Source organism: Embleya sp. NPDC127516 (assembly GCF_044765325.1).
Classification (GTDB): domain Bacteria; phylum Actinomycetota; class Actinomycetes; order Streptomycetales; family Streptomycetaceae; genus Embleya.
On record NZ_JBIWJT010000006.1, the window covers coordinates 316,599 to 339,818 of the forward strand.

At 73.2% G+C, this 23,220-nt stretch carries 19 protein-coding genes and 1 pseudogene; 5 read left to right on the plus strand and 15 right to left on the minus strand.

Translation table 11 applies throughout. From position 1 onward, the window contains the following. Positions 1-133: 133 nt before the first annotated feature. The 3 genes and pseudogenes from ACIRL2_RS14560 to ACIRL2_RS14570 form a co-directional block, all read right to left on the minus strand. Positions 134-889: pseudogene (locus tag ACIRL2_RS14560) on the minus strand (polyprenol monophosphomannose synthase); the annotation flags it as partial. After that, the gene (lnt, locus tag ACIRL2_RS14565) at positions 886-2,649 is read right to left on the minus strand and encodes an apolipoprotein N-acyltransferase (RefSeq protein ID WP_395865685.1); all 1,764 of its coding nucleotides are present in this window, start codon (positions 2,647-2,649) and stop codon (positions 886-888) included. The gene lnt and the pseudogene ACIRL2_RS14560, both read right to left, overlap by 4 nt. An 835-nt stretch (positions 2,650-3,484) precedes the next feature. Continuing rightward, a complete protein-coding gene (locus ACIRL2_RS14570; RefSeq protein WP_402232252.1) occupies positions 3,485-4,972 on the minus strand; it encodes a PLP-dependent aminotransferase family protein in 1,488 nt (495 codons plus the stop codon). A gap of 168 nt (positions 4,973-5,140) precedes the next feature. On the opposite strand from ACIRL2_RS14570, the gene ACIRL2_RS14575 reads away from it, so the two are divergent. Next, positions 5,141-5,758, plus strand: coding sequence for a YitT family protein (locus ACIRL2_RS14575; protein WP_395865917.1), 618 nt, complete (start codon positions 5,141-5,143; stop codon positions 5,756-5,758). Between the two features lie 56 nt (positions 5,759-5,814). Here ACIRL2_RS14575 and ACIRL2_RS14580 read toward each other — a convergent pair whose 3' ends face one another. Continuing rightward, a complete protein-coding gene (locus ACIRL2_RS14580; RefSeq protein WP_402232254.1) occupies positions 5,815-7,437 on the minus strand; it encodes an amidohydrolase in 1,623 nt (540 codons plus the stop codon). Positions 7,438-7,635: 198 nt separating this feature from the next. Then, positions 7,636-8,076, minus strand: a complete 441-nt coding sequence (locus ACIRL2_RS14585) for an Lrp/AsnC family transcriptional regulator (RefSeq protein ID WP_395865692.1) — start codon at positions 8,074-8,076, stop codon at positions 7,636-7,638. Positions 8,077-8,226: 150 nt separating this feature from the next. Between ACIRL2_RS14585 and ACIRL2_RS14590 the strand changes: the two genes are divergently transcribed. Together ACIRL2_RS14590 and ACIRL2_RS14595 are read left to right on the plus strand one after the other, a co-directional pair. Next, the gene (locus ACIRL2_RS14590) at positions 8,227-9,192 is read left to right on the plus strand and encodes a hypothetical protein (RefSeq protein ID WP_402232256.1); all 966 of its coding nucleotides are present in this window, start codon (positions 8,227-8,229) and stop codon (positions 9,190-9,192) included. A 187-nt stretch (positions 9,193-9,379) separates the two neighbouring features. Next, entirely contained in the window at positions 9,380-9,751 is a 372-nt protein-coding gene (locus tag ACIRL2_RS14595) for a hypothetical protein (protein WP_402232258.1), read from the plus strand. Positions 9,752-9,867: 116 nt separating this feature from the next. Here the strand turns inward: ACIRL2_RS14595 and ACIRL2_RS14600 are convergent, their stop codons facing one another. The 6 genes from ACIRL2_RS14600 to ACIRL2_RS14625 form a co-directional block, all read right to left on the minus strand. Then, positions 9,868-10,359 (minus strand): MarR family winged helix-turn-helix transcriptional regulator, encoded by a 492-nt coding sequence (locus ACIRL2_RS14600; RefSeq protein ID WP_402232260.1) that lies wholly within the window; start codon positions 10,357-10,359, stop codon positions 9,868-9,870. A 186-nt stretch (positions 10,360-10,545) separates the two neighbouring features. Next, positions 10,546-11,694 (minus strand): acyl-CoA dehydrogenase family protein, encoded by a 1,149-nt coding sequence (locus tag ACIRL2_RS14605; protein ID WP_395865701.1) that lies wholly within the window; start codon positions 11,692-11,694, stop codon positions 10,546-10,548. A 215-nt stretch (positions 11,695-11,909) separates the two neighbouring features. Further along, the gene (locus ACIRL2_RS14610) at positions 11,910-13,025 is read right to left on the minus strand and encodes a M24 family metallopeptidase (protein ID WP_402232262.1); all 1,116 of its coding nucleotides are present in this window, start codon (positions 13,023-13,025) and stop codon (positions 11,910-11,912) included. A gap of 46 nt (positions 13,026-13,071) precedes the next feature. After that, the gene (locus ACIRL2_RS14615; RefSeq protein WP_395865705.1) at positions 13,072-13,932 is read right to left on the minus strand and encodes a DUF3050 domain-containing protein; all 861 of its coding nucleotides are present in this window, start codon (positions 13,930-13,932) and stop codon (positions 13,072-13,074) included. 197 nt (positions 13,933-14,129) lie between these two features. Next, on the minus strand, positions 14,130-15,239 hold the full coding sequence (locus ACIRL2_RS14620; protein ID WP_402232264.1) for a CaiB/BaiF CoA transferase family protein: 1,110 nt from the start codon (positions 15,237-15,239) through the stop codon (positions 14,130-14,132). Positions 15,240-15,377: 138 nt separating this feature from the next. Beyond that, entirely contained in the window at positions 15,378-16,553 is a 1,176-nt protein-coding gene (locus ACIRL2_RS14625) for a PucR family transcriptional regulator (protein WP_395865708.1), read from the minus strand. Positions 16,554-17,235: 682 nt separating this feature from the next. Here ACIRL2_RS14625 and ACIRL2_RS14630 point away from each other — a divergent pair. Continuing rightward, the gene (locus tag ACIRL2_RS14630; protein WP_395865919.1) at positions 17,236-19,035 is read left to right on the plus strand and encodes an AAA family ATPase; all 1,800 of its coding nucleotides are present in this window, start codon (positions 17,236-17,238) and stop codon (positions 19,033-19,035) included. 105 nt (positions 19,036-19,140) lie between these two features. Beyond that, positions 19,141-20,883: a pyruvate dehydrogenase gene (locus ACIRL2_RS14635; protein ID WP_402232266.1), complete on the plus strand. Its 1,743-nt coding sequence runs from the start codon at positions 19,141-19,143 to the stop codon at positions 20,881-20,883. Between the two features lie 36 nt (positions 20,884-20,919). On the opposite strand, the gene ACIRL2_RS14640 is transcribed toward ACIRL2_RS14635, so the two are convergent. The 4 genes from ACIRL2_RS14640 to ribH form a co-directional block, all read right to left on the minus strand. Next, on the minus strand, positions 20,920-21,384 hold the full coding sequence (locus ACIRL2_RS14640) for a PH domain-containing protein (RefSeq protein WP_395865712.1): 465 nt from the start codon (positions 21,382-21,384) through the stop codon (positions 20,920-20,922). Positions 21,385-21,453: 69 nt separating this feature from the next. Further along, positions 21,454-22,317, minus strand: a complete 864-nt coding sequence (gene hisG, locus ACIRL2_RS14645; RefSeq protein WP_402232268.1) for an ATP phosphoribosyltransferase — start codon at positions 22,315-22,317, stop codon at positions 21,454-21,456. 83 nt (positions 22,318-22,400) lie between these two features. Next, positions 22,401-22,664 carry a phosphoribosyl-ATP diphosphatase gene (locus ACIRL2_RS14650; RefSeq protein ID WP_395865716.1) on the minus strand — a complete coding sequence of 88 codons (264 nt, stop codon included), beginning with the start codon at positions 22,662-22,664 and terminating at the stop codon, positions 22,401-22,403. A 57-nt stretch (positions 22,665-22,721) separates the two neighbouring features. Continuing rightward, positions 22,722-23,213 (minus strand): 6,7-dimethyl-8-ribityllumazine synthase, encoded by a 492-nt coding sequence (ribH, locus tag ACIRL2_RS14655; protein ID WP_395865718.1) that lies wholly within the window; start codon positions 23,211-23,213, stop codon positions 22,722-22,724. Positions 23,214-23,220 lie beyond the last annotated feature (7 nt).

Sequence of the window (23,220 nt, forward strand, 5' to 3'; positions counted from 1 at the left end):
TATCGACCGCTCCGGTGGCTCCCGCAGTGTCGGTGGCTCCGGTGCCCGGCGCGTCGTGGCCCTCGCGCGCGCTGTCGACCCTGCTCGCGCCCTCGGCGCCGCCCTCGATGCCTGCCGCCGCCTCCGGGGTGGCTTCGTCGGGGTACTTGCCGACCCGACGGCCGACGCCCCACGCGGTGACCCGCCACAGCGCCTCGGCGACGATCGAGTTGCTCATCTTGCTGTTGCCGCGCTCGCGTTCGATGAACGTGATCGGCACCTCCAGGACGCGGTAGCCCTTGCGGATCGCCCGCCAGGCCAGGTCCACCTGGAAGCAGTAGCCCTGGGAGGCGACCTCGTCCAGACCGATGCCGAGCAGGGTGTCCTTGCGGAACGCCCGGAAGCCGCCGGTGACGTCGTGGATGTCGACGCCGAGCATCAGGCGCGAGTAGGTGCTGCCGCCCCTGGAGATGAGCTTGCGGTGTCCGGGCCAGTTGACCGCGCCGCCGCCGGGGACCCAGCGCGAACCGAGCACCAGGTCCGCGTCCCGTACCGCTTCGAGCAGGCGCGGGAGTTGTTCGGGCTGGTGCGAACCGTCGGCGTCCATCTCCACCAGGATGTCGTAACCGCGGTCGATGCCCCAGCGGAAGCCCGCGATGTAGGCGGCGCCCAGACCCTCCTTGCCGGCCCGGTGCATGACCTGGACGTGCGGGTCGTGCTCGGCGAGGGTGTCCGCGATGTCGCCGGTGCCGTCGGGGCTGTTGTCGTCGGCGATCAGCACGTCGACGTCGGGCACGGCGGCCCGCAGGCGGGAGACGATCGGCTCGATGTTCTCCGATTCGTTGTAGGTGGGGATGATGACGAGCACCTTGCCGAGGTCGGCGAAGCTGGTCTGCTCGCTGTCGGTCACATCATCTCCTTGATGGCGTTGGCGTCGGCGAGGGTGTCGACGCCGGCGTCGGCTGTGGTCGGCTGGATGCCGGGGGTGTTGACTGTCCGGGCCTGGCGCCGACGGCGGAGGATGCCGTACGCGCAGGCGAGAAGACCGACGATAGCCAGGATCCACTCGGGAGCCGAACCGAGTCGGGTGGCCGGCGTGCGGTCGTCGCGCAGCGGCACGTCCATGACCAGCGTGTCGGCGGTGAATTCGCGGGTGCGTTCGACCACTTTTCCATCCGGCATGACGATCGCGCTGATCCCGGAGGTGGCCGCGATGAGCACCGCGCGGCCGTGCTCGATCGCGCGCAGCCTGGACATCGCGAGTTGCTGCTCGGGCTGGCCGCTGCGGCCGTAGGTGGCGTTGTTGGTCTGCACGACCAGCACCCGGCCACCGTGCGTGACCGCCTCGCGGGTGACGTTGTCGTAGGCGATCTCGAAGCAGATCACGTCGCCGATCCGGGCCGGGCCCAGTTGCATGACGCCGACGGTCTTGCCGGGGTAGAAGTCGCGCGGGACGCGTTCGAGCCGGCTGATGAACTTGGTGAGCAGTTCGCGCATCGGGATGTACTCGCCGAACGGCACCGGGTGGCGCTTGGTGTAGGAGGCGCCGGGTCCGGTGACCGGGTCCCACACGATGCCCTGGTTCTGGATGTGTGTGGCGTCGGGGCCGGCGACCAGGACGCCGGTGAGCACGGGGACGCCGATGTCCTTGACCGCACCGTCGATCGCCACGTACGCGTCGCGCTCCTCGAACGGGTTCAGGTCCGAGGAGTTCTCCGGCCAGATCACCAGTTCGGGCTTCCTGACCTTGCCCGCGCGCACGTCGGCGGCGAGCTTGTGGGTCTCGCGGACGTGGTTGTCCAGGACCGCGCGCCGCTGGCCGAGGAAGTCCAGGCCGGTGCGCGGGACGTTGCCCTGGATCACCGCGATGGTCGCGCTGTCCGGGCCCGCGGCGTCGCCCTCGGTGGGGATGGGCACCGCGTAGGCGCTCGCGGGGATGGCGATCGCCAGGCCGATGGCGCCCAGGGCAAGCGGCACGGCGGCACGCGGCGTACGCGCGACCTCGGGGCCCGACTCGGCGATCTCGTCCGCGGACGCGGTGTATCGGGCGTACAGGCGCAGCCCGGCCCAGCCGAGCAGGGCGCCGGTGAGCGCGACGGCGAAGGTCACCCCGGGTGCGCCGGCGAGCGCGGCGATCGGGGTGAACGGCGTCGCGGTGTTGGCGAAGGCCAGTCGACCCCAGGGGAAGCCGCCGAACGGGACGCGGTCGCGCACCAGTTCCTCCGCGACCCACAGGCACGCGGTCCACAGCGGCCACAACCGCAGTCGGCCGATCAGGGTGAGCGCGGCGGCCAACGCGGCGATGTACAGCGCCTGCACCACCGACAGCACGATCCACGCGTCCGGCCCGACCACGCGCAGCCACTTGAGCAGCCACAACATGAACGGCAGGCCGAACAGCAGGCCGTAGCCGAAGCCGGTGCGGGTGCGTTGCCCGTGCACCGCGACGGTGAGCACGGCGACCGCGAGCACGCTCAGCGGCCAGATGTCGTACGGCGGGAACGCGAGCGCCAGCAGCAGGCCGCTGATCAGCGCGTAGGCCGGGCGGGCGGGCTTGCGGTAGATGCTCACGGCGGTGGCCCGGGTGCGTCGGAAACGCCGCCTGCGGGCGGGCGCCGAGACCGGGGGCGGGGCGCCCTCGGGCACTGTGGCGCTGTCGAGCTGCGGCACCGTGGGGCCCCCTCGCTGGGTCGTCGCTGATCACTGCTGCCGGCTTCGGCACGGAGTTGCGCCGGTCGGGTGATGCAGTGACGTTACAACGTTCGAGGTGGGTGAGCGGTTTCGGATCGTTCTCGACAGTGCGGTGGGGGCAGCGGGAGCTCGGTCGCCCTTCGGGCCGGCCCCGGACCGGCTGGCTGTCGGTCGCGGTGGTCGTTGTCTACTGGGCGACCGGGCTCTGCCGCGGTCTCACCTTCCGGCGCGGGGTGTGCTCGCGTCCGGCGGGGCGGCTGCACGGGTGCCGCTCTGCCGTTCGTGGCCGCGTGGGGCGGCCTCCCGGGCACGTGTCACGTCGGTTCCGGACCTGGCGCCCGGTGGCTGTGCCACCTGTGGCCCGGAGGCGTGCGCGTGCTCGGGGAGGGTGTTCTCCTGCCGGTCGTCCTGCGGTGGACCGGGTCGAACGTACTGGGCGATGCGGGCGCGGTGTCAACATCGCACTGACCTGCACGGATGCGGTATCGGTGCAGGTCAGGACCCGGGGTGGTGCGCCACTGGTGTGGGTGGTGTGCGCCCACCAGGTGGCGCAATCGTTCCCCTAATGGGTCTCCTCGCGGCTTCCGCACCCCTTGCGCACGTGCGTCGCGCCCCCGATCGCGATCCGGACCCGACCCGATCGTGAGCCGGTGCCGGCCCGTTCCCGGCCGGTGTCGGGGCGGCGGGAACGTCGGCGTGTCGCGCGTTGCGGGCTTCCCGGGTTGTTGTACACGGGTCGGGGCCCGACGCGCGAGCGAGACCCCGGCTTACGTTCACCCACATCGGTGCATCCGGTCACCGCCGGCACCTCGGTTCAGGCCACGCAGGGTGCTCCGGAGAAGCCCGCGTAGGCGCCGGGTCGGCTGCGCTCGGTCTCCCCCACCGCCGTGGCAAGCCGGCGGATCGCCTCGGTCAGCGTCGCCGGATCGTGCGCGTACGGCAGTCGCACGTGGTGCTCGAAGGTGCCGTCGGTGCCGAAGTGGGTGCCCGCCGCGATCCGCACGCCGTGGCGCGCCGCCGCCTCGGTCAGGGACAGGCTGGACGTCCCGTCGGTGCGCACCCACAACGACAGCCCGCCCACCGGCATCGCGAAGGTCCAGTTCGGCAGGCGGTCGGTGAGCGCGTCGGCGAGGGCGCCTCGGGCGGTGCGCAGCGCGGGCAGCCGGCTCTCCAGGATGGTGTCCTCGTGGTCGGTGATCAGGTGGTGGGTGACCAGTTGGTCCAGCACCGGCGCGCCGACGTCGAAGGACGCGCGGGTGGCCGCGATCCGCCGGACCAGGTCCGGGGTGGCCCGGATCCAGCCGATCCGCAACCCGCCCCAGAAGGTCTTCGACGTCGAGCCGATGGTGACCACGTTGTTGGTCCGGTCGAACGCGGCCATCGGCAGCGGCCGGTCGCTCGGGTCGATGTCCAGGGCCAGGTCGAAGCACGTCTCGTCGACGATCAGCGTGGTCCCGGTGTTGCGCGCCAGGTCCACCAGGGTGCGTCGGATGCCCGCGTCGGCGAGGTGGCCGGTCGGGTTCTGGTAGTCCGGGATCAGGTAGGCCAGTCGGGGCGCGGCGGTGCGCAGCGTGTCGCGCCAGGTCTCCGGGTCCCACCCGGTGTCCGTCATCGGCACCGGGACCAGCCGGTTCCCGGCCTGCCGGATGGCGTCCAGCACGTTGGCGTACGTGGGCGATTCCACCGCGACCCGGTCGCCGGGGCCGGCCAGCGTGCGCAGGACCAGGGTGACCGCGGCGAGCGCGCCGGGGGTGACCAGGATCTGGTCGGGCGTGGTGGGTACGCCGCGCCGGGTGTAGCGCTGGGCCAGCGTGTCGCGCAGGACCGGCAGGCCGCCGGGCAGGTAGCCGTGGCCGGTGGTGTAGGTGGGCAGCGAGTCGGTGGCGTCGGCGACCGCCTGGTGCAGGGCCCGGCCGGGGCCGGGCAGGGCGGCGACGCCGAGGTCGATCACGCCGGTGGTGGTGCTCGGGCTCAATCCCTTGGTGGGGATCTCGGTGTGCGTGCCGGGCAGGGTGGTCCAACTGCCGGAGCCGCGCCGGCTGGTCAGGTAGCCGTCGGTGCGCAGGAGTTCGTACGCGGCGGCGACCGTGGTGCGGCTGATGCCGAGTCGGTCGGCGAGGCCGCGCTCGGCGGGCAGGCGCGCGGTCAGCGGGATCCGACCGTCCAGGAGCAGCGCGCGGATGCGATCGGCCAGCGTGCGGTACGCCGGCCCGGTGCGCGCCGCGGACTGGGTCGTGGTGGTCCAGGGGTGCAGGAGGTCGGCGAGGCGGGTGCTGCTGACGGTCAGGTGAGGCGCGCTCATCAGTCCACTCCTGTCGAATTGGCTATGGATCCGTGATCCGGTGTCGGCGATTCTTTCACCGTTGGCTCTTTTTTGGCAGTCCGGTAAAGAACGAGGTGCACGGTGGCTTGGTCGTGGGTCCGGCGCTTGGTCCAGTTGTATGCGGGGCTCACGCTCTACGGGTTCAGCATGGCGCTGATGATCCGGGCCGAGTTGGGCCTGGATCCGTGGGACGTGTTCCATCAGGGCCTCGCGGAGCGCACCGGATGGAGTTTCGGCGTGGTGACGATCGTGGTCGGCGCCGCGGTACTGCTGCTGTGGTGGCCGATGCGGCAGCGCCCGGGCCTGGGCACGGTGAGCAACGTGTTCGTGATCGGCATCGCGGTGGACGCGTCGCTGCGGTGGCTGCCCACGCCGGAAGCGTTGGGTTGGCGAGCGGCCTTCCTGGTCTTCGGGGTGGTCCTGAACGCGGTGGCCGGCGGCGCCTACATCGGCGCGCGACTGGGCCCGGGGCCCCGGGACGGCCTGATGACCGGGCTGGTGCGGCGGACCGGCCGCTCGGTGCGGCTGGTCCGGACCGGCATCGAGGTCACGGTGCTGGCGGTGGGCTTCGTACTGGGCGGGTCGATCGGCCTGGGCACCGTGGTGTACGCGCTGGCGATCGGGCCGCTGGTGCAGGTCTTCCTGCCCCTGCTGACCGTCCCGGAGCGACCGCGGGCGGCCGAGGCCGGGCCCGGCGCGGCGGGGGCGGCGGGATCGGCCGGGCCGGGCCGGCACGGGACGCCGGAGCCGGCCCCGGCCGGTTAGGGCGGGTCCCGGGACGGACCCCGGGGCCGCTCCGGGGTCGGCGTCCGCGATCGTGCTCACGCCTGGTCGAGAGCTCCCTCGGCCGTGTACACCGCGGTGCCTCGCACCGCCGTCCGCAGGCAGCGCGGCAACGGCAGGTCGGGGGCCAGGTCGGGCAGCCCCGGGGTGCCCGAGCGCGGGTCGGTGGACCAGCCGGAGAGCCGGCTGTCCGGTGCCTGCACGACCAGTTCGGTGGTGTCCCACACCGCGTAGGTGGCGGGTGCGCCGGGCACCAGGACGCCGGCGTCGTCCCGGCCGACCGCGCGGTGGCCGCCTCGGGTGTGCGCGGCGAACGCGGCGCGCACGCTGATGCGTTGCTCCGGGGTGCGGTGGAAGGCGGCGGCGCGCACCGTGCCCCACGGGTCGAGCGGGGTCACCGGCGCGTCCGACCCGAACGCGAGCGGTACACCGGCGGCGCTCAGTGCGGCCAACGGGTTCATCAGCGCGGCGCGTTCGGCGCCCAGGCGGCGGACGTACATGCCGTCCGGGCCGCCCCACGCGGCGTCGAAGGCGGGCTGTACGGAGGCGGTCAGGCCCAGTTCGGCGAAGGCCGCGACGGCTTCGGCGTCGAGCAGTTCGGCGTGTTCGACGCGGTGTCGCAGCGCGCGGAAGGCCGCGCCGTGCGGGCCCTGGATCAGCGCGCGGGCGGCGGCGGTGACCGCGCCGATCGCGGCGTCGCCGATCGCGTGGAAGCCGGCCTGGATGCCCGCTTGGGTGCACGCGGCGAGGTGCTCGGCGACCTGCTCGGCCGCCAGGTGGGTCAGGCCGGTGCCGGCGCCGGGGTCGTCGGAGTAGGGCGCGTGCAGGCACGCGGTGTGCGAGCCGAGCGAGCCGTCGATGAACAGGTCGCCGCCCAGTCCGTGCGCGCCCAGGTCGGCGCGCAGCGTGCGGGCGTGCTCGGCGTCGGCGGCGAGCGCGCCCCAGTAGCCGACCACGTCCGGGCCGGCCTCGTCCCGGGCCAGGGCCAGCAGCGCCCGGAAGTCGGCCTCGCCGGCGATCTCCGGCCCGCCGCACTCGTGCAGCGTGCCGATGCCCAGCGCCGCAGCCCGGGCCCGCGCGACCCGCTGCGCGGCGACTCGATCGGCCGCGGTCAGCGCGGCGTTCGCGGCGGCCCGCGCGACGTGGTGCACGGTGCCCGCCAGGGGCGCGTCGCCGTGCTCGCCCGGGACCAGCGCGAGCAACGCGGGCGAGCACGCCGCGGAGTGCACGTCGATCCGGGAGAGGTAGACGGTGGCGCCGCCGGTGGCCCGGTCCAACTCGGCCGGGGTGGGCGGCCGTCCCTCGGGCCACGCGCTGTCGTCCCAGCCGTGCCCGAGCAGCACGTGGCCGGCTCCGTACAGGCCGCGCCGCTTGGCGTGGTCCTCCAGCGCCGAGAGCGCGTACGTCAACGAGGGCGCGCCGGTCAGGTCCAGGCCGGTCAACACGAGGCCGGTCGCGGTGGCGTGCACGTGCGCGTCCACGAACGCGGGGGTGACCAGGGCGCCCGCGAGATCGAGCACCGCGTCGACGGCGTCGACATGGGCCGCGGCGGCCCCCTCGGCGCCGATCCAGGCGATGGTGTCGTCCTCGACGACCATGGCGGTCGCGAAGGGATCGGCCGGACTGTGCACGGCGCCGTTGCGCAGGAGGAGCGTGGTCATGGGCACCAGTGTGGCCCGCCCGGATCGAACCCCGAGCCGGAGGTCACCCCTTCGGGCGTGCGACCCGCGCCGCGCACACCCGCTCGGGTCCGGGCTGCTTCGTCGACGGCCGCCCCCGCGCGCTCCCCCGGATCGGCGCGGGCGGTCCGCCGGCGATCGCTCGGGCGGTTGATTCGGGTTCGGCGCGGGCGGATCCGCTCAGAATCGGGGCGCGCGGGCCTCGTAGGGCGTCGACAACACCACCGTCGTACGGGTGGACACGCCCGCCTGGAGCCGGATCCGGGCCAGCAGCGTCTCCAGGTCGCCGGGGGTGGCGACGCGGACCTTGAGGATGTAGCTCTCGTCGCCCGCCACGCTGTGGCACGCCTCCAGCTCCTCGAGGTCCGCCAGGCGCTCGGGAGCGTCGTCCGGGGCGCTGGGGTCGATCGGCTTGACCGAGATGAACGCGGTCAACGGCAGCCCGATGGCCTCGGTGTCGACCACGGCGGCGTAGCCGCGGATGACCCCGCGTTGTTCGAGTCGGCGCACACGCTGGTGTGCGGCCGAGGTGGACAGGCCGGTGGCCTTGCCCAGGTCGGTGTAGCTCATCCGCCCGTCGAGCAGGAGCAGTTTGACGATCTGTCGGTCGAGGTCCTCCACACGATGAACCTATGGCATGGCGACCGCGCGTGGCGCCGTGCGGGCGGTTCGGGGACCTTCGGCGGCCCGGCGGGCGGCGGGGCGCGGCGCGGGCACCGGTGCGGTTGGCGATCGGGGTTGATCGTCGGTGGCCGTGGTTACAGTGCCCCCATGGCCGACCAGGACCGTGCTCCCGCGCTCGATCAGCTCGACCGTGCCCTGCTTCGGGTCACCGCGCGGGCCGACACCTCCGCCGCCCGGGCTCGGCAACTGCGTTGGGTGGTGGGCGAGTTGCGTCGGGCGCTGGTCCAGGAGGGTTTCCCGCCCGAGGCGCGCGCCTCGCTCGCGGCACTGCTGTCCGCCGATCCGATGCGGCGCTATCTGGAGTTGGCGGGCAGCGGCCGGTTGCGCACCCGCACGGTCGCCGGCGACGGCGTCTCGACGACGGCGAGCATTCGGGTGCGGATGGACTGTCTGGAGATCCTGGCCCGGGCCGGATCGGTGCCGATCGCCTTGCCCGAACGCCCCGCGATGCCCGACCTCAAGCCGCCGGTGGGCGCCCGGCAGCGCTCGTTGCTGCTGGACTGGCTGACCGCGCACGCCGATCGCTCCGGCGCCGACCCGGGCCGGGTCCGGCTGTTCGCGCTGATCGGCGTCGTTCTGGACACCGGCGCCCGGGCGGGCGAGTTGTGCGCGCTGCGGCTGACCGACCTGGCGCCCGACGAGCGCACGGTGCGCATCGTGCGGCGCCCGCAGGCGCGCTCGGTCAACCCGGCGGTGACCGAGGTGTTGCCGCTCTCCGGCCCCACCCGCGCGGCGTTGGCACGCTGGTTGGACGTACGCGAGGAACTGGTGCGGCACGTACAGGGGTCGGTGGCCGCGGTGTGGGTGTCGGTACGGGGCAACCACGCCGGGGTGCCGGATCGGGACGGGAACTCCCGGCGCCGACCGGTCGGGATGCCGCTGATGCCGCGCGGGCTCGCCCGCGCCTATACGCGCACGGTGGTGCAGTTGAACGTGGACATGGCCGGGCGGCCGGGATGGGAGCCGATTCCCTATCGGCTGGAGCAGTTGCGCCGGGCGGTCGAGTTCGAGCCCGTGGCGGGGGCGGAGGCCGCGGACGGCACGCGGGTGTGAGCGTGTTCGGCGCGAGCCGACCGGGGCGCGGGCGCGGTACGGCGCGCCGACTCGGCCGGTGGCGATGCCATCCGTTTCGCGCGTCGCGCGAATTGGGCTCGGATGAGTACTGCAACGTTCCGGTCGGGCGCACTATCGTCGGCGGAGCGCGCCGTCACCGCGGCGCTGTGGCGACAGGGGGAGCCCCATGAGTATCGCCGTAGACGTGCCCGCGGGTAAGGGGGCGCGCCGTCCGATCACGGACTTCGACGACGCGTTCGAGTTCGAGCCGGACGGGGACCCGTCCGGCGCCGCGACCGCACGTCGGGCATGCCCGGAGTGTGCGGTCGTGCTGGTCGTGGACGTGGCCCCTGACGGGGCGACGGTGCCGGATCACGCGGTGTGCCCCAGTGCGCGGGATCCGTTCGGGATACGTTCGTGCCCGGGCTCGGGCGCGGTGTTCGGGGACTCGCTCGACCGGGCCGGCTCCGCGACGCCCGAGCCGCTGCCGCGGCCCGCGGTCACGGTGTTGCCGGCGGGCCTGGACTGGCGGGCCCAGCCGTTCTCGCACACGTTGTGAGCCACCGGGTCCGCTCCGGGCCCGGGCATCGATCCGACCGCCTTCGAAGCCGACCGCATGCGCACGTGGGCCGCCTGCCCTCCCGCGCCGCGTGGAAAGCCGGTCGACCGCACCGCTCACTCCCCGTCGCCGACGGCCCCGCCCTCGTAGGCGCCCATCGTCCGCACGAACATCGCCCGATCCTCGGGTGAGAGCGGGTCGAACGCGCGACGCCAGGCGTCGGCGCCGTTCGCCAGCCAGCTCTCGATCGCGGTCCGGGTCTGCGGGTCCTCGGTGATCGCCACGATCGACCGGCGCCGGTCGTTCGGGTCGGTGTGCCGCTCCAGGACGCCCTGTCGGCCGAGGTCGCTGACCATCAGGCTGACCGTGGTCGGGGCCACCTCGAGCCGCGCGGCCAGGTGGTTGACCGACATCGGGCCGTCGAAGAGCAGGTAGGCCAGCAGCGACAGGTGTCGCGGGGCCAGGTTCATCGACTGCAACCGCTCGGGGATCCGGGTGCGCTTGAGCCGGGCCCATACCCTCGGCATCAGCAGCAACATGGCCCGAATCGCCTCGTCCGTGCTCAGGCCGTCCTCGGCCGAGGCCCCCGGGGTACGCTCCGTCGTCACGCCCGCCGCCTCCTCGTCCTCGACTCGCGCGGCTTCGGATGCGAAGCGCGATCCCCCGGATCACGCAACCGTACCCGACCCCCGCCGCCCGATCCGAAAGGCCACAATCCGCCCCGCGCCGAGCAGCCCGCTCCCCGGCGCCGACCCACCCCGGCCCCGGGCCGCCCGCCGGCCGGCGCCCCCGGATCATCCGTTCAGCAGCAAGTCCCGGGCGATGACCATGCGTTGGATCTGATTCGTGCCCTCGACGATCTGCAGGCACTTGGCCTCGCGCAGGTATCGCTCCGCCGGGAAGTCGGTGGTGTACCCGTAGCCGCCCAGGACCTGCACCGCGTCGACCGTCACCCGCATCGCGGCGTCCGTGCAGAAGAGTTTGGCCATCGCCGCCTGGCGGCCGAACGGCAGGCCCGCGTCGCGCAGTCGCGCGGCGGACAGGTACAGCGCGCGGCCCGCCTCGATCGCGGTGGCCATGTCGGCGAGCATGAAGCGGATGCCCTGCTTGTCGGCGATCGGACCGCCGAACTGCGAGCGGTTCTTGGCGTAGTCGCTCGCCAGGTCCAACGCGGCCTGGGCAACGCCGGTGGCACACGCGGCGATGCCCAATCGGCCGCAGTCGAGCGCGGCCAGCGCGATCGGGAAACCCTGGCCCTCGGCGCCGATCCGCCGTTCCGCCGCGACCCGGGCGCCGTCGAGGTGGATCTGCGCGGTGGGCGAGGACCGCATTCCCATCTTGTGCTCGGGCGCGGCGGCGGACAGGCCCGGTGTGTCGGCGTCGACCAGGAACGCGCTGATCCCGCGCGAGCCGTCGGGCGAGGTACGGGCGAGCACGGTATAGAAGTCGGCCACCCCGCCGTGCGTGATCCACGCCTTGGTCCCGGTGAGCACGTACCCGTCGGTCGCGGCCAGTGCCTTGGTGTTCAGCGCCGCGGCGTCCGAGCCCGAGTGCGGCTCGGACAGGCAGTACGCGCCGAGCAGGTCGCCGGACAACATCGCGGGCAGGTGCGTGGCCCGTTGCTCCGGCGTACCGAAGGTCGCGAGCGGGTGACACGCCAGCGTGTGCACCGACACCCCGAGGCCGACCGCCAGCCAGCCGGCGGCGAGTTCCTCGAGCACTTGGAGATAGACCTCGTACGGCTGGTCGCCGCCGCCGTATTCCTCGGCGTACGGCAGCGACAACAACCCGGCGGCGCCCAGGGTCGCGAACACCTCGCGCGGGAAGCGTCCGGCGGCCTCGTCGGCGGCGGCCCGAGGGGCGATCTCGCGGGCGGTGATCTCCCGGGTGAGGTCGAGCAGGGCACGGGACTCGTCGGTGGGCAGAGTGCGCGTCAGGGCCATGGGACGTCCTTCCGTGCGGTCCGGATGTGGCCGGGCCCGGCGGTGGCCGGCGGCGGACCGGGTGGGGTTCGCCCCCCGGCCGTTGCGCACGATCGTACGGCGCCACCCCCGCCCGCGTCCGACACCGACGCGGCCCGCGCCCCGAACGCCGGCCGGCCGCGGCCGGATCCGGGTTCGCGCGCGGCGGGCCGCGGCCGGTGCCACCACGAACAGCCCTACAGCACGGCCAACCCGTGCGGACGCACGTTCATCGGGTCGGCGCCGCTCTCGCCGCAGACCACGATGTCCTCGATGCGTGCGCCGTGCGCACCGGGCAGGTAGATGCCGGGCTCGATCGAAAAGGCCATGCCCGGCTCCAGGGGCAACGTGTTGCCCTGGACGATGTACGGGTCCTCGTGGCTCTCCATGCCGATGCCGTGACCGGTGCGGTGGATGAAGTACTCGCCGTAGCCCGCCTCGGTGATGATGTCGCGACCGACCGCGTCGAGTTGCTCGCAGGTCAACCCGGGCCGGACCGCCGCGAGTTGGGCGGCCTGGGCGCGCTCGAGCACGTCGTAGTAGCGGCGGAACTCGGCGGGCGGTTCGCCGACGCTGTAGGTACGCGTCTCGTCCGAGCAGTAGCCGTCGGCGGTGGTGCCGCCGATGTCGACGACGACCACGTCGCCGGTCTCGATCACCCGGTCGGAGAGTTCGTGGTGCGGGCTCGCGGCGTTGGGGCCGGAGCCGACGATCACGAAGTCCACCCGCACGTGGCCCTCGGCGATGATCGCGTCGGCGATGTCCGCGCCGACCTCGCGCTCGGTGCGGCCCGCCCGGAGCCAGTCGCCCACGCGCGCGTGCACCCGGTCGATCGCCGCGCCGGCCCGGCGCAGCGCCTCCACCTCGGCGGCCGACTTGCGCATCCGCAGTTCGCGCAACACGTCGCCGGCGAGCGACTGTTCGGCGGCGGGCAGAGCGGCGCGGAAGGCGAGCACCTTCTCCGCCCACATGTGGTTGTCCAGGCCGACCCGGGCCACGCCGCGCGGCAGTCGGCCCGCGATCAGCGCGTACGGGTCCTCGGTCTCGCCCCAGCCGGCCACGTCGATGCCCAGCTCTCCCGCGGGCGACGCGAGGGCGGCGGGCTTCTCCAGGCCGGGTACGACGAGGAAGGGTTCGGCGCCGACGGGCACCACCAGGCAGGTCAGGCGCTCCAGCGGAAGCGCCTCGTAGCCGGTGAGATAGCGCAGGTCGGCGCCGGGCGAGATGAGCAGGGCGTCCAGTCCCGCGTCGGCGGCGGCCTTTTGGGCGCGGCCGAGGCGGTCTGTGGGGTGCGGGGCTGCGTCGTGGGTCACGCGCCCAACATATGACACGTCACACGGCTCCGGGCAAGGCCGCGTTTCATCCGGCTGCGGTACGGGCCGCGTCGATCGCGGCGCGCACCGCGTCCCACAGGTCGGCGCGGGCGCGCAGCGAGACGGTGACGGTGCCCGCGCTCTCGCGCCACGCGCGGGCCGGGTCCGGGGTGGCGGCGCACAGCCGGCCGAGCAGGCGCAGCGCCATCGGGCCGTGGTCGTCGCCGTCCACCTCGATGTGCCGGGCCAGGTATTCGCCGAACACCGCGAGCCGGCCCGCGTGCACGTCGTCGAGCGCGGTGAGGTGGTCGAACATGCGCGGGATGAGTTCCTCGCGACCGAGCGCGAAGGACGCGGCGACGCAGTGCAGCGGCGCGTGCTCGACCACCTGCCAGGTGCGCGTGACGAACGCGGCGGCCCCGGCGGGCGCCCCGCACGCGGCGACCGCCTCGGGCACCGGGACCTTGTCCGCGAGCAGGCCCAGGAAGCGGCGGGCCGGTCGGGTGTCGGCGCCGGCCCCGTCCATCGCGGCGAGGTAGAGCTCGAAGTGGCTGAGCGGGCCCAGGGAGGTGGTGTCGCTCTCCTCGCCGAGCACGATCTCGTTGACCATCCGCCGGATCTCCGCGTCGCCGCGCGGCACCCACGGGATCTCCACGCAGGTCAGGTGCCGTTGCAGGCTCTTGAGCAGGGACATGAAGTCCCAGACGGCGAACACGTGGTGCGCCATGAACACCCGGATGGCGGTGAGGTCGGTGAGGTCGCGGTAGACGGTGTGCCGGAGCACGCGTTGCCGCACCGGGGCGGTCTCGCCGAGCAGCCGCGCGATGGGGTCGGCGTTCGTCGCGCGCGCCTGCGGGACGGTGGTGTCGATCGTGCCGATGTTGCCGGTGAGCGTGGTGGGGTCCATGGTTCCTCGCGTGTGGTCGGCGGCTGCGGCTACCGATCGTAGAGAGAGCGCTACGCGTCGAAACATTTGTCGCGCAATACCCGGCGCGCGTGACACGGGCGTGCCATGATGCGCGCCGCGCGCGCGAGGACCGCCGAACGACCACGGTTTCAAGTGGAGTTCGGGGGGCTTCCGGTGGGCTTCGGGTCCTGCTCCCCTCAGCCCTCGGGGGCAAGCTTCGCGGCCTCGTCCGGGGTCAGCCCCCAGGTTTGAAGCAGGGCCGCGTCCAGACGGCCGGAGGCGTCGCCGACGAGCGAGGGCGTGCCCGAGAACCGGGGAGCCGGCGCGGGCTGGAGGGTGCCGTCGGGGCGCACGAAAGTGTCCCGGGCCCGGTTGTGCGGGTGCTCGGTGGCCTCGTCCCAGGTGAGCACCGGGGTCACGCACGCGTCCGTCGACTCGAAGACCGCGGTCCACTCGTCCCGGGTACGGCCGGCGATCACGGCGGCGAAGCGCTCACGCAGGAGCGGCCAGCCGGCCCGGTCGTTCTGCCCGGGCAGGTCCTCGTCGGCGAGTCCGAGACCGGCCAACAGCAGGGCGTAGAACTGTGGTTCGATCGCGCCGACGGCGAGGTGGCGACCGTCGGCGGTGGTGTACACGTCGTAGAACGGAGCGCCGGTGTCGAGCAGGTTGCCGCCGGGATCTTGCGCCCAGCCGCCGAGTCCGCGCATCCCGTGGATGAACGCGCTCAGCGTCGCCGAGCCGTCCGTCATGGCCGCGTCGACGACCTGCCCCTGCCCGGTCGTACGCGCCGCCAGCAGCGCGGCCAGGATGCCGAAGGCGCAGAACATCGCGCCGCCGCCGTAGTCGCCGACCAGGTTCAGCGGCGGCACCGGGCGCTCGCCGGCGCGGGCGAAGGAGTGCAACACCCCGGAGATCGAGATGTAGTTGATGTCGTGCCCGGCCCGCGGCGCGAGCGGCCCGTGCTGGCCCCAGCCGGTCATCCGGGCATAGACCAGCGCGGGGTTGCGCTCCAGGCAGGTGTCCGGGCCCAGTCCCAGCCGCTCGGTGACGCCGGGGCGAAAGCCCTCGATCAGCACGTCGGCGCCCTCGATCAGCCGCAACACCGAGTCCCGCGCGGCGACATCCTTGAGATCGACCTCCAGCGTGCCCAACCGGCCGCGCCCGACCACCATCGAGGGCATCGTCGCGCCACCGGGCCGATCCACCCGGATGACACCGGCCCCGGCATCCGCCAACATCATGCCGACGAACGGCCCGGGCCCGATCCCGGCCAACTCGACCACCTTGACGCCATCCAGCGCACCCATGCCCACTCCCCACGCCACGCCCAATTGCCTGGCACAGTCAAGCAGAACGCCCGCGCCGTGTCGCCCGCTCGGGCCGGCCCGTTGCGCCGGGCCCGCGCCGGGATCGGCGCGCCGGGCGCACCCGCCCGCCCACCGGGGTCAGCGTCCCTGCATGCGCACGATCTGGAGCGCGATCATCAGATTCAGCCGCAGGTGCGGGTCCTGGGTGAACGGCCCGAGCAGGCGCTCGAGTTTGGTGATGCGATAGCGCAGCGTGTTGTAGTGCACGTAGAGCCTGCGGGCGGTCTCGGCCACGTTCAGGTTCGTGTCCAGCAGCGCCTGCAACGTGTTGCGCAGGTCCGCCGCCTCGGGATCGCGTGGATGCGCGAGCGAGCGCAACGCCTCACGCGCGAAGCGGTCCAGCTCGCTCGGGTCCGGGATCAGGCTCAGCAGGCGAAAGACGCCGAGTTGATCGAAGTCCGCCACCGCGCCCGGTCCGTGGATGCGCCGCCCCGCCGTCACCGCGCGCCGCGCCTGCTCGTACGCCGCCGGGAGCGCGTCCAGGGAGTCCGCCGGGCGGCTGATGCCGGTGGTGAACGAACGGATCACCGTGCCGCAGTCGGCGTGCACCACGGCGGCGAGTTCGGCGACCACACGCGCGGACTGGCCGTCGTCGGGCGCGCCGAGCAGGACCACCACCTCGCGCGGGTACGCCGCGACGGCCGCCTCGGGGGCACGGGCGCCCAGGGCCGTGGACCACGCCAGGGCGAGCGCCTCCTGACCGGCCCGGATCGCCCGCGGGTCGCCGCTCGCCGCGGGCGGATCGGGCTCGGCGACCACGACCAGGAGCGGGCCGCTGGGCAGCGCGGTCCAGCCGGTGAGGTCGGTGCTGCGCCCGGTCAGCAGATCGCGCATCAGGTCGCTGCGGTACTTGACGTCCGAGGCGGCCTGCGCAAGCCGGCCCGCCAGGCCGATCGCGGTCTCCACGAGCGGACGCCCGGCCTGACGCCCGACCTTCGCGGGAGCGGCGGCTGCGGCGGAAGCGGCGGCGGGGGCGGCGGTCGGCGCGGCGGGTCCTGCCTGCGCGGGCACCGGCCGCGGGTCGCCGTCCGCGTCCCACGCCGTCGACGCCCCCGCGACCCGAGCCCTCGGCATCAGTCCCGGCTCCGGTGCGCTGGTCCCGCCGCCGACCGCCTTGCGGCGCCGCGGCGGCAGCCGTCGCGGCGCGGCGCCCGCCACCGCCGCGCGGCCGCTCCCGCCACCGCTCTTGTCACCGGGACGAAGCGATGGCTCGCCCCCGGCTGCCGTTCCGCCCGCGTCCCCGAGGTTGCCCATATACCGACCGTAGCGTTACGAACACGAGCGCGTCAGCACCATGGAGAGCGCGCGGGCAGTGCACACCCGGAGTGCGCGGGGCGCACGATCCCTGATCGGGACCGTTTCGCGAAGATCACGTTCCGTCCGGAGATTTCCCGGCGTGGCGTCCTTGACCGTTGTGTCCGGATCGCCATAGCTTGCGGTCCAGCGGCAGCGTCGGAACCCCCGCCGGCCCCGCGCGAGACGAAGCCTCCGGTCGTTCCCCCGCGGCCGGAGGCTTCCTCGTACCGCGCCGGGTCGATCGGCACCCGCCCCGCGGATCCGCGGGCCCCCGCCTCACCACCGGCACACGCCCGACGGCGGCACTCACCACCCCAAATACCGTTCGCCCCTCGGATTGCCGGGCCCCGCTCGGTACGATGCGCGGGGACGAACGCGTGGCGAAGCGGACACCATCCGTGACCGCCTCGCACGAGACGGCGTGACGGGCAGCGGAACGGGAGAGGCTCTAAGGGGCGTCGCCGATCGGGCGGAATGGACGCACCGGGATTCATCGGCAGCGGGCCGACATCCTCTCGAAGTCCCCTCGGGGACACGGGCACGCGGAGAGGACCGGCCGGGGGAAGGGGGGTCCACCGTGGGACAGACCGATCGTGGCGCACGCACCGGAAGCCCGGCCGAACTGGCCTGGTTGCGCGGCATGGACGCCTACGTCGCCGGCGAATACGGCCAGGCGGAGGTGCAGTTCCGGGCCGCGGTCGAAACCGACCCGGGCATGGCCGACGCGTGGCTGGGGCTGCACGCGCTCAAGGTGGAGGTGGCCGCCGCGGTGGTGGCCATGCACACCCATCGAGAACGCTTCGGCGAGCAACGCGCGAAATACGGCCGGCCGCTCAACTCCTGGTACTGGCTGGGCTGGTGGGTGCAACTGGTCCTGGAGACCCCGCGCGACCTGGCCCTCGCGCACGCCTCGCACTGGTTGGACGGGCGCCATCTGCCAGAACTGGACGCGGCGTTGGCCCTGTGCCCGCCCGCCGAACAGGACGCGGCCACCCGGTTCCTCCTGGCCTGCCGGGCCTATCTGGGCAAGGACTGGCAACAACTGCTCCGACACACCGCAGGGCTGGACGACGACGCGCTGCTCGGCGTCGAGGCGGGCCTGTTCGCGGGCATGGCCCGGGTGCGACTGGGTCTGTACGCCAAGGCCGAACAGGTGCTCGCCACCGCCCTGGTGCGCTGCCGCTCGGAGCACCCGCAGCGCAAGGAGCTGCGCTATTGGCTCGCGCGCGCGTACGAGGAGACCGGCCGCACCCCGGCCGCGCTGCCGCTGTACCGCGCCGTGCACCAGGCGGATCCCTCGTTCATGGACACCGCCGCACGGCTGTCCTCGCTGGCGGCCGGCGAACCACTGGACGAGTACGGCGGGATGACCGCGCGCCTGGCCGGTCCCGTGGTCGGCCGGGGACCGCTGCCGGACGTGTTGCCACCGATACCCGCGACCGCTCCCCCGCCGGCCGGGCCACCGCCCGCCGCCGAGGTCGAGCGCGAGCCGGACCCGGTCCCGGACGGTGCCGACGCCGAATCGCAGCCGGACGCGGACGTCCGGGCGGCCGGCCGATCCGCGCCGATGCGCCCGGCCGCCGCCCCCGAGGAACTCGCGCTGGTGCTGGCCGAACTGGAGTCGATGGTCGGCCTGGAGCCGGTCAAACGCCAGGTGCGCGCGTTGTCCGCGCAGATGCGGATGGCCCGGCTGCGCGAGGCGCAGGGCCTGCCCGCGCAGGCCCCCAAGCGGCACTTCGTCTTCTCCGGCCCCTCCGGCACCGGCAAGACCACCGTGGCCCGGCTGCTCGGCCGGGTCTTCGCCGCGCTGGGTCTGCTGGAGAGCGACCGCCTGGTCGAGGCCCAGCGCTCCGACCTGGTCGGCGAGTACCTGGGCCAGACCGCGGTCAAGACCGGCGAGTTGATCGACTCGGCGCTGGGCGGCGTGTTGTTCGTGGACGAGGCGTACGGCCTGACCAACGTGGGCTACTCCAAGGGCGACGCGTACGGCGACGAGGCACTCCAGGTGCTGCTCAAGCGGGCCGAGGACGACCGGGACCGGCTGGTCATCATCCTGGCCGGCTATCCGGAGGGCATGGACCGGCTGCTCACCTCGAACCCGGGCCTGATGTCACGGTTCACCACCCGGGTCGAGTTCCCCTCCTACGGCGCCGAGGATCTGGCCCGGATCGCCGAGGTGATGGCGGCCGTCGGCGGCGACACGTGGGACGAGGACGCGGCGGCCGAGCTGCGCAGCATCACCGGCCACGTGCGCGAACAGGGCTGGATCGACGAGCTGGGCAACGCCCGCTTCGTCCGCACCCTGTACGAGAAGTGCTGCATGTACCGGGACGTGCGGCTGGTGGAGCTGGCGGAGGGTCCGGACCTGGCCGAGCTGACCACGCTGCGCCTGTCCGACCTCTTCCAGGCATACGGGGATCTGGCCGACGGCCGGGGATAGCCGGGCGAGGCACGGGTAGGGCTAACCGATCATCGCTTTTCGACCGTCGGGCGGGCGCGGCAGCGCGCGCCGGGCCGCCGGACGAGCCGGACGGAAGGGTCTCCCGTGGCCAAGCAGAGCGTCGCCGAGCAGTTCGTGGACATCCTCGCCCAGGCGGGGGTGCGCCGGTTGTACGGCGTGGTGGGCGACAGCCTCAATCCGATCGTGGACGCGGTGCGGCGCAACGCCGCGATCGACTGGGTGCACGTACGGCACGAGGAGGTGGCCGCGTTCGCGGCCGGCGCGGAGGCGCAACTGACCGGCACGCTGGCCGCGTGCGCGGGCAGTTGCGGCCCGGGCAACCTGCACCTGATCAACGGCCTGTTCGACGCGCATCGCTCGCACGCCCCGGTGCTGGCGCTCGCGTCGCACATTCCCAGCGGCGAGATCGGCACCGCGTTCTTCCAGGAGACGCATCCCGAACGACTGTTCGTCGAGTGCAGCCACTACAGCGAGATGATCGGCACCCCCGAGCAGATGCCGCGGGTGCTGCAGTCGGCGATCCGGCACGCGGTGGGCCTGGGCGGGGTGTCGGTGGTCACCCTCCCGGGCGATGTCGCGGACAAGCCCGCGCCGGAGAAGGCCCATCAGGTTGCGCTGCCCACGTCGCTCCCGACGGTGCGCCCGGCGGACGCGGACCTGGCCACGCTGACCCGGATGATCGACGAGGCCGAGCGGGTCACCCTGTTCTGCGGCGCGGGCACGGCGGGCGCGCACGAGGAGGTGATGGCCTTCGCCGACCGGATCAACGCGCCGGTGGGACACGCGCTGCGCGGCAAGGAGCACATCCAGTACGACAATCCCTTCGATGTGGGCATGTCCGGACTGCTGGGCTACGGCGCCGCGTACGAGGCGATGCACGAGGCGGACCTGCTGATCCTGCTGGGCACCGACTTCCCGTACAACGCCTTCCTGCCGCAGGACGTGGCCACCGTGCAGGTGGACGTACGACCCGCGCACCTGGGCCGGCGCACGAAGCTGGACCTGGCGGTGTGGGGCGACGTACGCGAGACGCTGCGCGCGCTGACCCCGATGGTGCGGGCCAAGACCGACCGCAGGTTCCTGGACCGGATGTTGCGCAAGCACGCGGACGCGCTCGAGGGCGTGGTGAAGGCGTACACCCGCAAGGTGGAGAAGCACGTGCCCATCCACCCCGAGTACGTCGCCTCGATCCTGGACGAGGAGGCCGCCGACGACGCGATCTTCACCGTCGACACCGGCATGTGCAACGTGTGGGCGGCGCGCTACCTGACGCCGAACGGGCGGCGCCGGGTCATCGGTTCGTTCTCGCACGGCTCGATGGCCAACGCGCTGCCCCAGGCGATCGGCGCGCAGTTCCTGGACGTGGACCGGCAGGTGGTGTCGATGTCCGGGGACGGCGGCTTCTCGATGCTGATGGGCGACCTGTTGACCCTGGTGCAGTCCGCGTTGCCGGTGAAGATCGTGCTGTTCAACAATTCGTCACTCGGCATGGTCGAGTTGGAGATGATGGTCGCCGGGCTCGAGCCGTTCGGGACCACCAACAAGAACCCGGACTTCGCCGCGATCGCGCGTGCGGCGGGCGCGTTCGGGGTGCGGGTGGAAAAGCCCAAGCAGGTCCGTGGCGCGCTGCGCGACGCGTTCGCGCACCAGGGTCCGGCACTGGTGGACATCGTCACCGACCCCAACGCGCTGTCCATCCCGCCGAAGATCACCGCCGAGCAGATCCAGGGCTTCGCCCTGAGCGCCGGGCGCACGGTGCTGGCCGGCGGCGTCGGCCGGATGGTCCAGATGGCCAGGTCGAACCTGCGCAACGTGCCGAGGCCGTGACCGGGCGGGCCGGGCGGCGTCGAAGGCGGGGCGCGCCTAGCGCGCCTCGGCGGCCGTCCCGTACTTGTCCACCAGGGCCCGGAGCTCGCGCGTCGCGGTGATCGCGTCGGCCTTGCCGTTGGAGGTCTGGATGCCCATCACCGCCAGCGTGTCGCCGTTGGACATGTCGATCTGCGCCCACGGGTCGCCCTGGCGCAGGTAGACCCGGACGATCTGGGCCCACTCCAGGTGCGTGGTGCGCAGCAGGTTGACCACGGTCACCCCGCTCGATGCCGCGACCACCTTCGGCCGGCCGAGCATCAGCATCGCGGCCAGGCCGAGCACGCCGGTGAGCGCGACCCCCATCCGCGAGCCGAACCCCCAGCCGCCCTTCTCCGGCAACATCAGCGCCAGCACGCACAACCCGACCAGGATGACCACGCCGAGCACGGCGGTGATGAGACGACTGCGCTTCGCGTACCAGGTACGCGGAAGGTCGGCGGCGGGGGTGCTGGCGCTCATGGCGGGACGGTTCTCCGGGGGGTGAGGGTGGTCGGTCCGCCCGCGCGGCGGGGACGGACCGACCGGGTGTCAAAGACGGCAGGCGTGGATGCCGGTGACCAGGATCGCGCGGGCGCCGATCTCCCACAGGTCGTCCATGATCTGCTGGGCGTTCTTGCGCGGGACCATCGCGCGCACCGCGACCCAGCCCTCGTTGTGCAGCGGGCTGACCGTGGGCGACTCCAGGCCCGGGGTCAGCGTGACCGCCGCCTCCACCCGCTCGACCCGGATGTCGTAGTCCATCATCACGTAGCTGCGCGCGACCAGGACGCCCTGGAGCCGGCGGACCAGTTGCTCCAGCGCGGCCGAGGTCTCCGCGCCGGCCCGGCGGATCAGCACCGCCTCCGAGCGCAGGATCGGCTCGCCGAACACCTCCAGGCCCGCCTGCGCGAGCGTGGTGCCGGTCTCCACGACATCGGCGATCACGTCCGCGACGCCCAGTTGGATCGCGGTCTCCACCGCGCCGTCCAGCTTGACCAGCGCGGCGGCCTCGATGCCGTTGTCGGCGAAGTCGCGCTCGACGATCCCGATGTAGGAGGACGCCACCCGCAGCCCGGCCAGGCCCTTCTTGCCCTGCCCGTCCAGCTCCCGGGCCAGCGCGGCGGGCGCGGCGTAGCGGAAGGTGGCCGGGGCCAGCCCCAGTTGCAGGATCTCCTCGGCCTCGGCGCCCGAGTCCATCAGCAGGTCGCGCCCGGTGATGCCGGCGTCGAGCCGGCCGGAGCCGACGTAGATGGCGATGTCGCGCGGGCGCAGGAAGAAGAACTCGACGTTGTTGTCGGGGTCGGTCAGCACCAGTTCCTTGGAGTGCTTGCGCTGGCGGTAGCCCGCCTCATGCAGCATCGCCGACGCAGGCTCGGAGAGGGAACCCTTGTTGGGGACGGCGATGCGCAGCATGGAATGACCCTTCGGGAGGTGCCGAACGAGGTTGCGGTACGGCTGCGTCCCCGGCCCGGACGACGGGCCGGGGACGGCGGATGTCACAGGTGAGCGTATACGTCCTGCAGCGAGATGCCGCGAGCGACCATCATCACCTGCAGGTGGTACAGGAGCTGGGAGATCTCCTCGGCGGTGCGGTCGGCGCCCTCGTGCTCGGCGGCCATCCACACTTCGGCGGCCTCCTCGACGACCTTCTTGCCGATCGTGTGCACACCGGCGGTGACGAGCTCGACCGTGCGCGAGCCCTCCTGGCCGGAGGCCGCCTTGGCCCGCAGCTCGTCGAAAAGCTGTTCAAACGTCTTCATGGTGCCCATCGCGTGGTTGTGGGTGGCGTGGCGCGAACGACTCGTCGGTTGCCTCGATCAGGCCGAACGCCACGGTTCGGAGAGCGTACGCAACGCCATCGCGGTCGCGACGGCCGCCTCCACCGCTTCGCGGCCCTTGTCCTCGCGCGAGCCGGGCACGCCGGCCCGGTCCAGGGCCTGCTCCTCGGTGTCGCAGGTGAGCAGCCCGAAGCCGACGGGAACGCCGGTGTCCAGCGCGACCCGGGTCAGGCCGTCGGTGGCGGCCGAGCACACGTACTCGAAATGCGGGGTTCCGCCGCGGATCACCACGCCCAGCGCGACCACCGCGTCGTGGCCGCTCCCGGCCAGCGCCTTGGCGAGCACGGGCAGCTCGAACGCGCCGGGGGCGCGGATCAGCGTGGGTTCGGTGATGCCCAGCTCGCTCAGGGCCTTGAGGGCCCCGTCCACGAGTCCGTCCATCACGGCGGTGTGCCACTGCGCGGCGACCACGCCCACGCGCAGGTCACGGCAGCCCTCGACGGTCAGTTTCGGGGCTCCTGCGCCACTCATGTCTGTC

Coding starts and splice junctions, on each gene's coding strand:
- ACIRL2_RS14570 (WP_402232252.1), bottom strand. CDS start 4,972: ATGAGCGCGCCTCACCTGACCGTCAGCAGCACCCGCCTCGCCGACCTC.
- ACIRL2_RS14575 (WP_395865917.1), top strand. CDS start 5,141: ATGGCGCTGATGATCCGGGCCGAGTTGGGCCTGGATCCGTGGGACGTG.
- ACIRL2_RS14580 (WP_402232254.1), bottom strand. CDS start 7,437: ATGACCACGCTCCTCCTGCGCAACGGCGCCGTGCACAGTCCGGCCGAT.
- ACIRL2_RS14590 (WP_402232256.1), top strand. CDS start 8,227: ATGGCCGACCAGGACCGTGCTCCCGCGCTCGATCAGCTCGACCGTGCC.
- ACIRL2_RS14595 (WP_402232258.1), top strand. CDS start 9,380: ATGAGTATCGCCGTAGACGTGCCCGCGGGTAAGGGGGCGCGCCGTCCG.
- ACIRL2_RS14605 (WP_395865701.1), bottom strand. CDS start 11,694: ATGGCCCTGACGCGCACTCTGCCCACCGACGAGTCCCGTGCCCTGCTC.
- ACIRL2_RS14615 (WP_395865705.1), bottom strand. CDS start 13,932: ATGGACCCCACCACGCTCACCGGCAACATCGGCACGATCGACACCACC.
- ACIRL2_RS14620 (WP_402232264.1), bottom strand. CDS start 15,239: ATGGGTGCGCTGGATGGCGTCAAGGTGGTCGAGTTGGCCGGGATCGGG.
- ACIRL2_RS14625 (WP_395865708.1), bottom strand. CDS start 16,553: ATGGGCAACCTCGGGGACGCGGGCGGAACGGCAGCCGGGGGCGAGCCA.
- ACIRL2_RS14630 (WP_395865919.1), top strand. CDS start 17,236: ATGGACGCCTACGTCGCCGGCGAATACGGCCAGGCGGAGGTGCAGTTC.
- ACIRL2_RS14640 (WP_395865712.1), bottom strand. CDS start 21,384: ATGAGCGCCAGCACCCCCGCCGCCGACCTTCCGCGTACCTGGTACGCG.
- hisG (WP_402232268.1), bottom strand. CDS start 22,317: ATGCTGCGCATCGCCGTCCCCAACAAGGGTTCCCTCTCCGAGCCTGCG.
- ACIRL2_RS14650 (WP_395865716.1), bottom strand. CDS start 22,664: ATGAAGACGTTTGAACAGCTTTTCGACGAGCTGCGGGCCAAGGCGGCC.
- ribH (WP_395865718.1), bottom strand. CDS start 23,213: ATGAGTGGCGCAGGAGCCCCGAAACTGACCGTCGAGGGCTGCCGTGAC.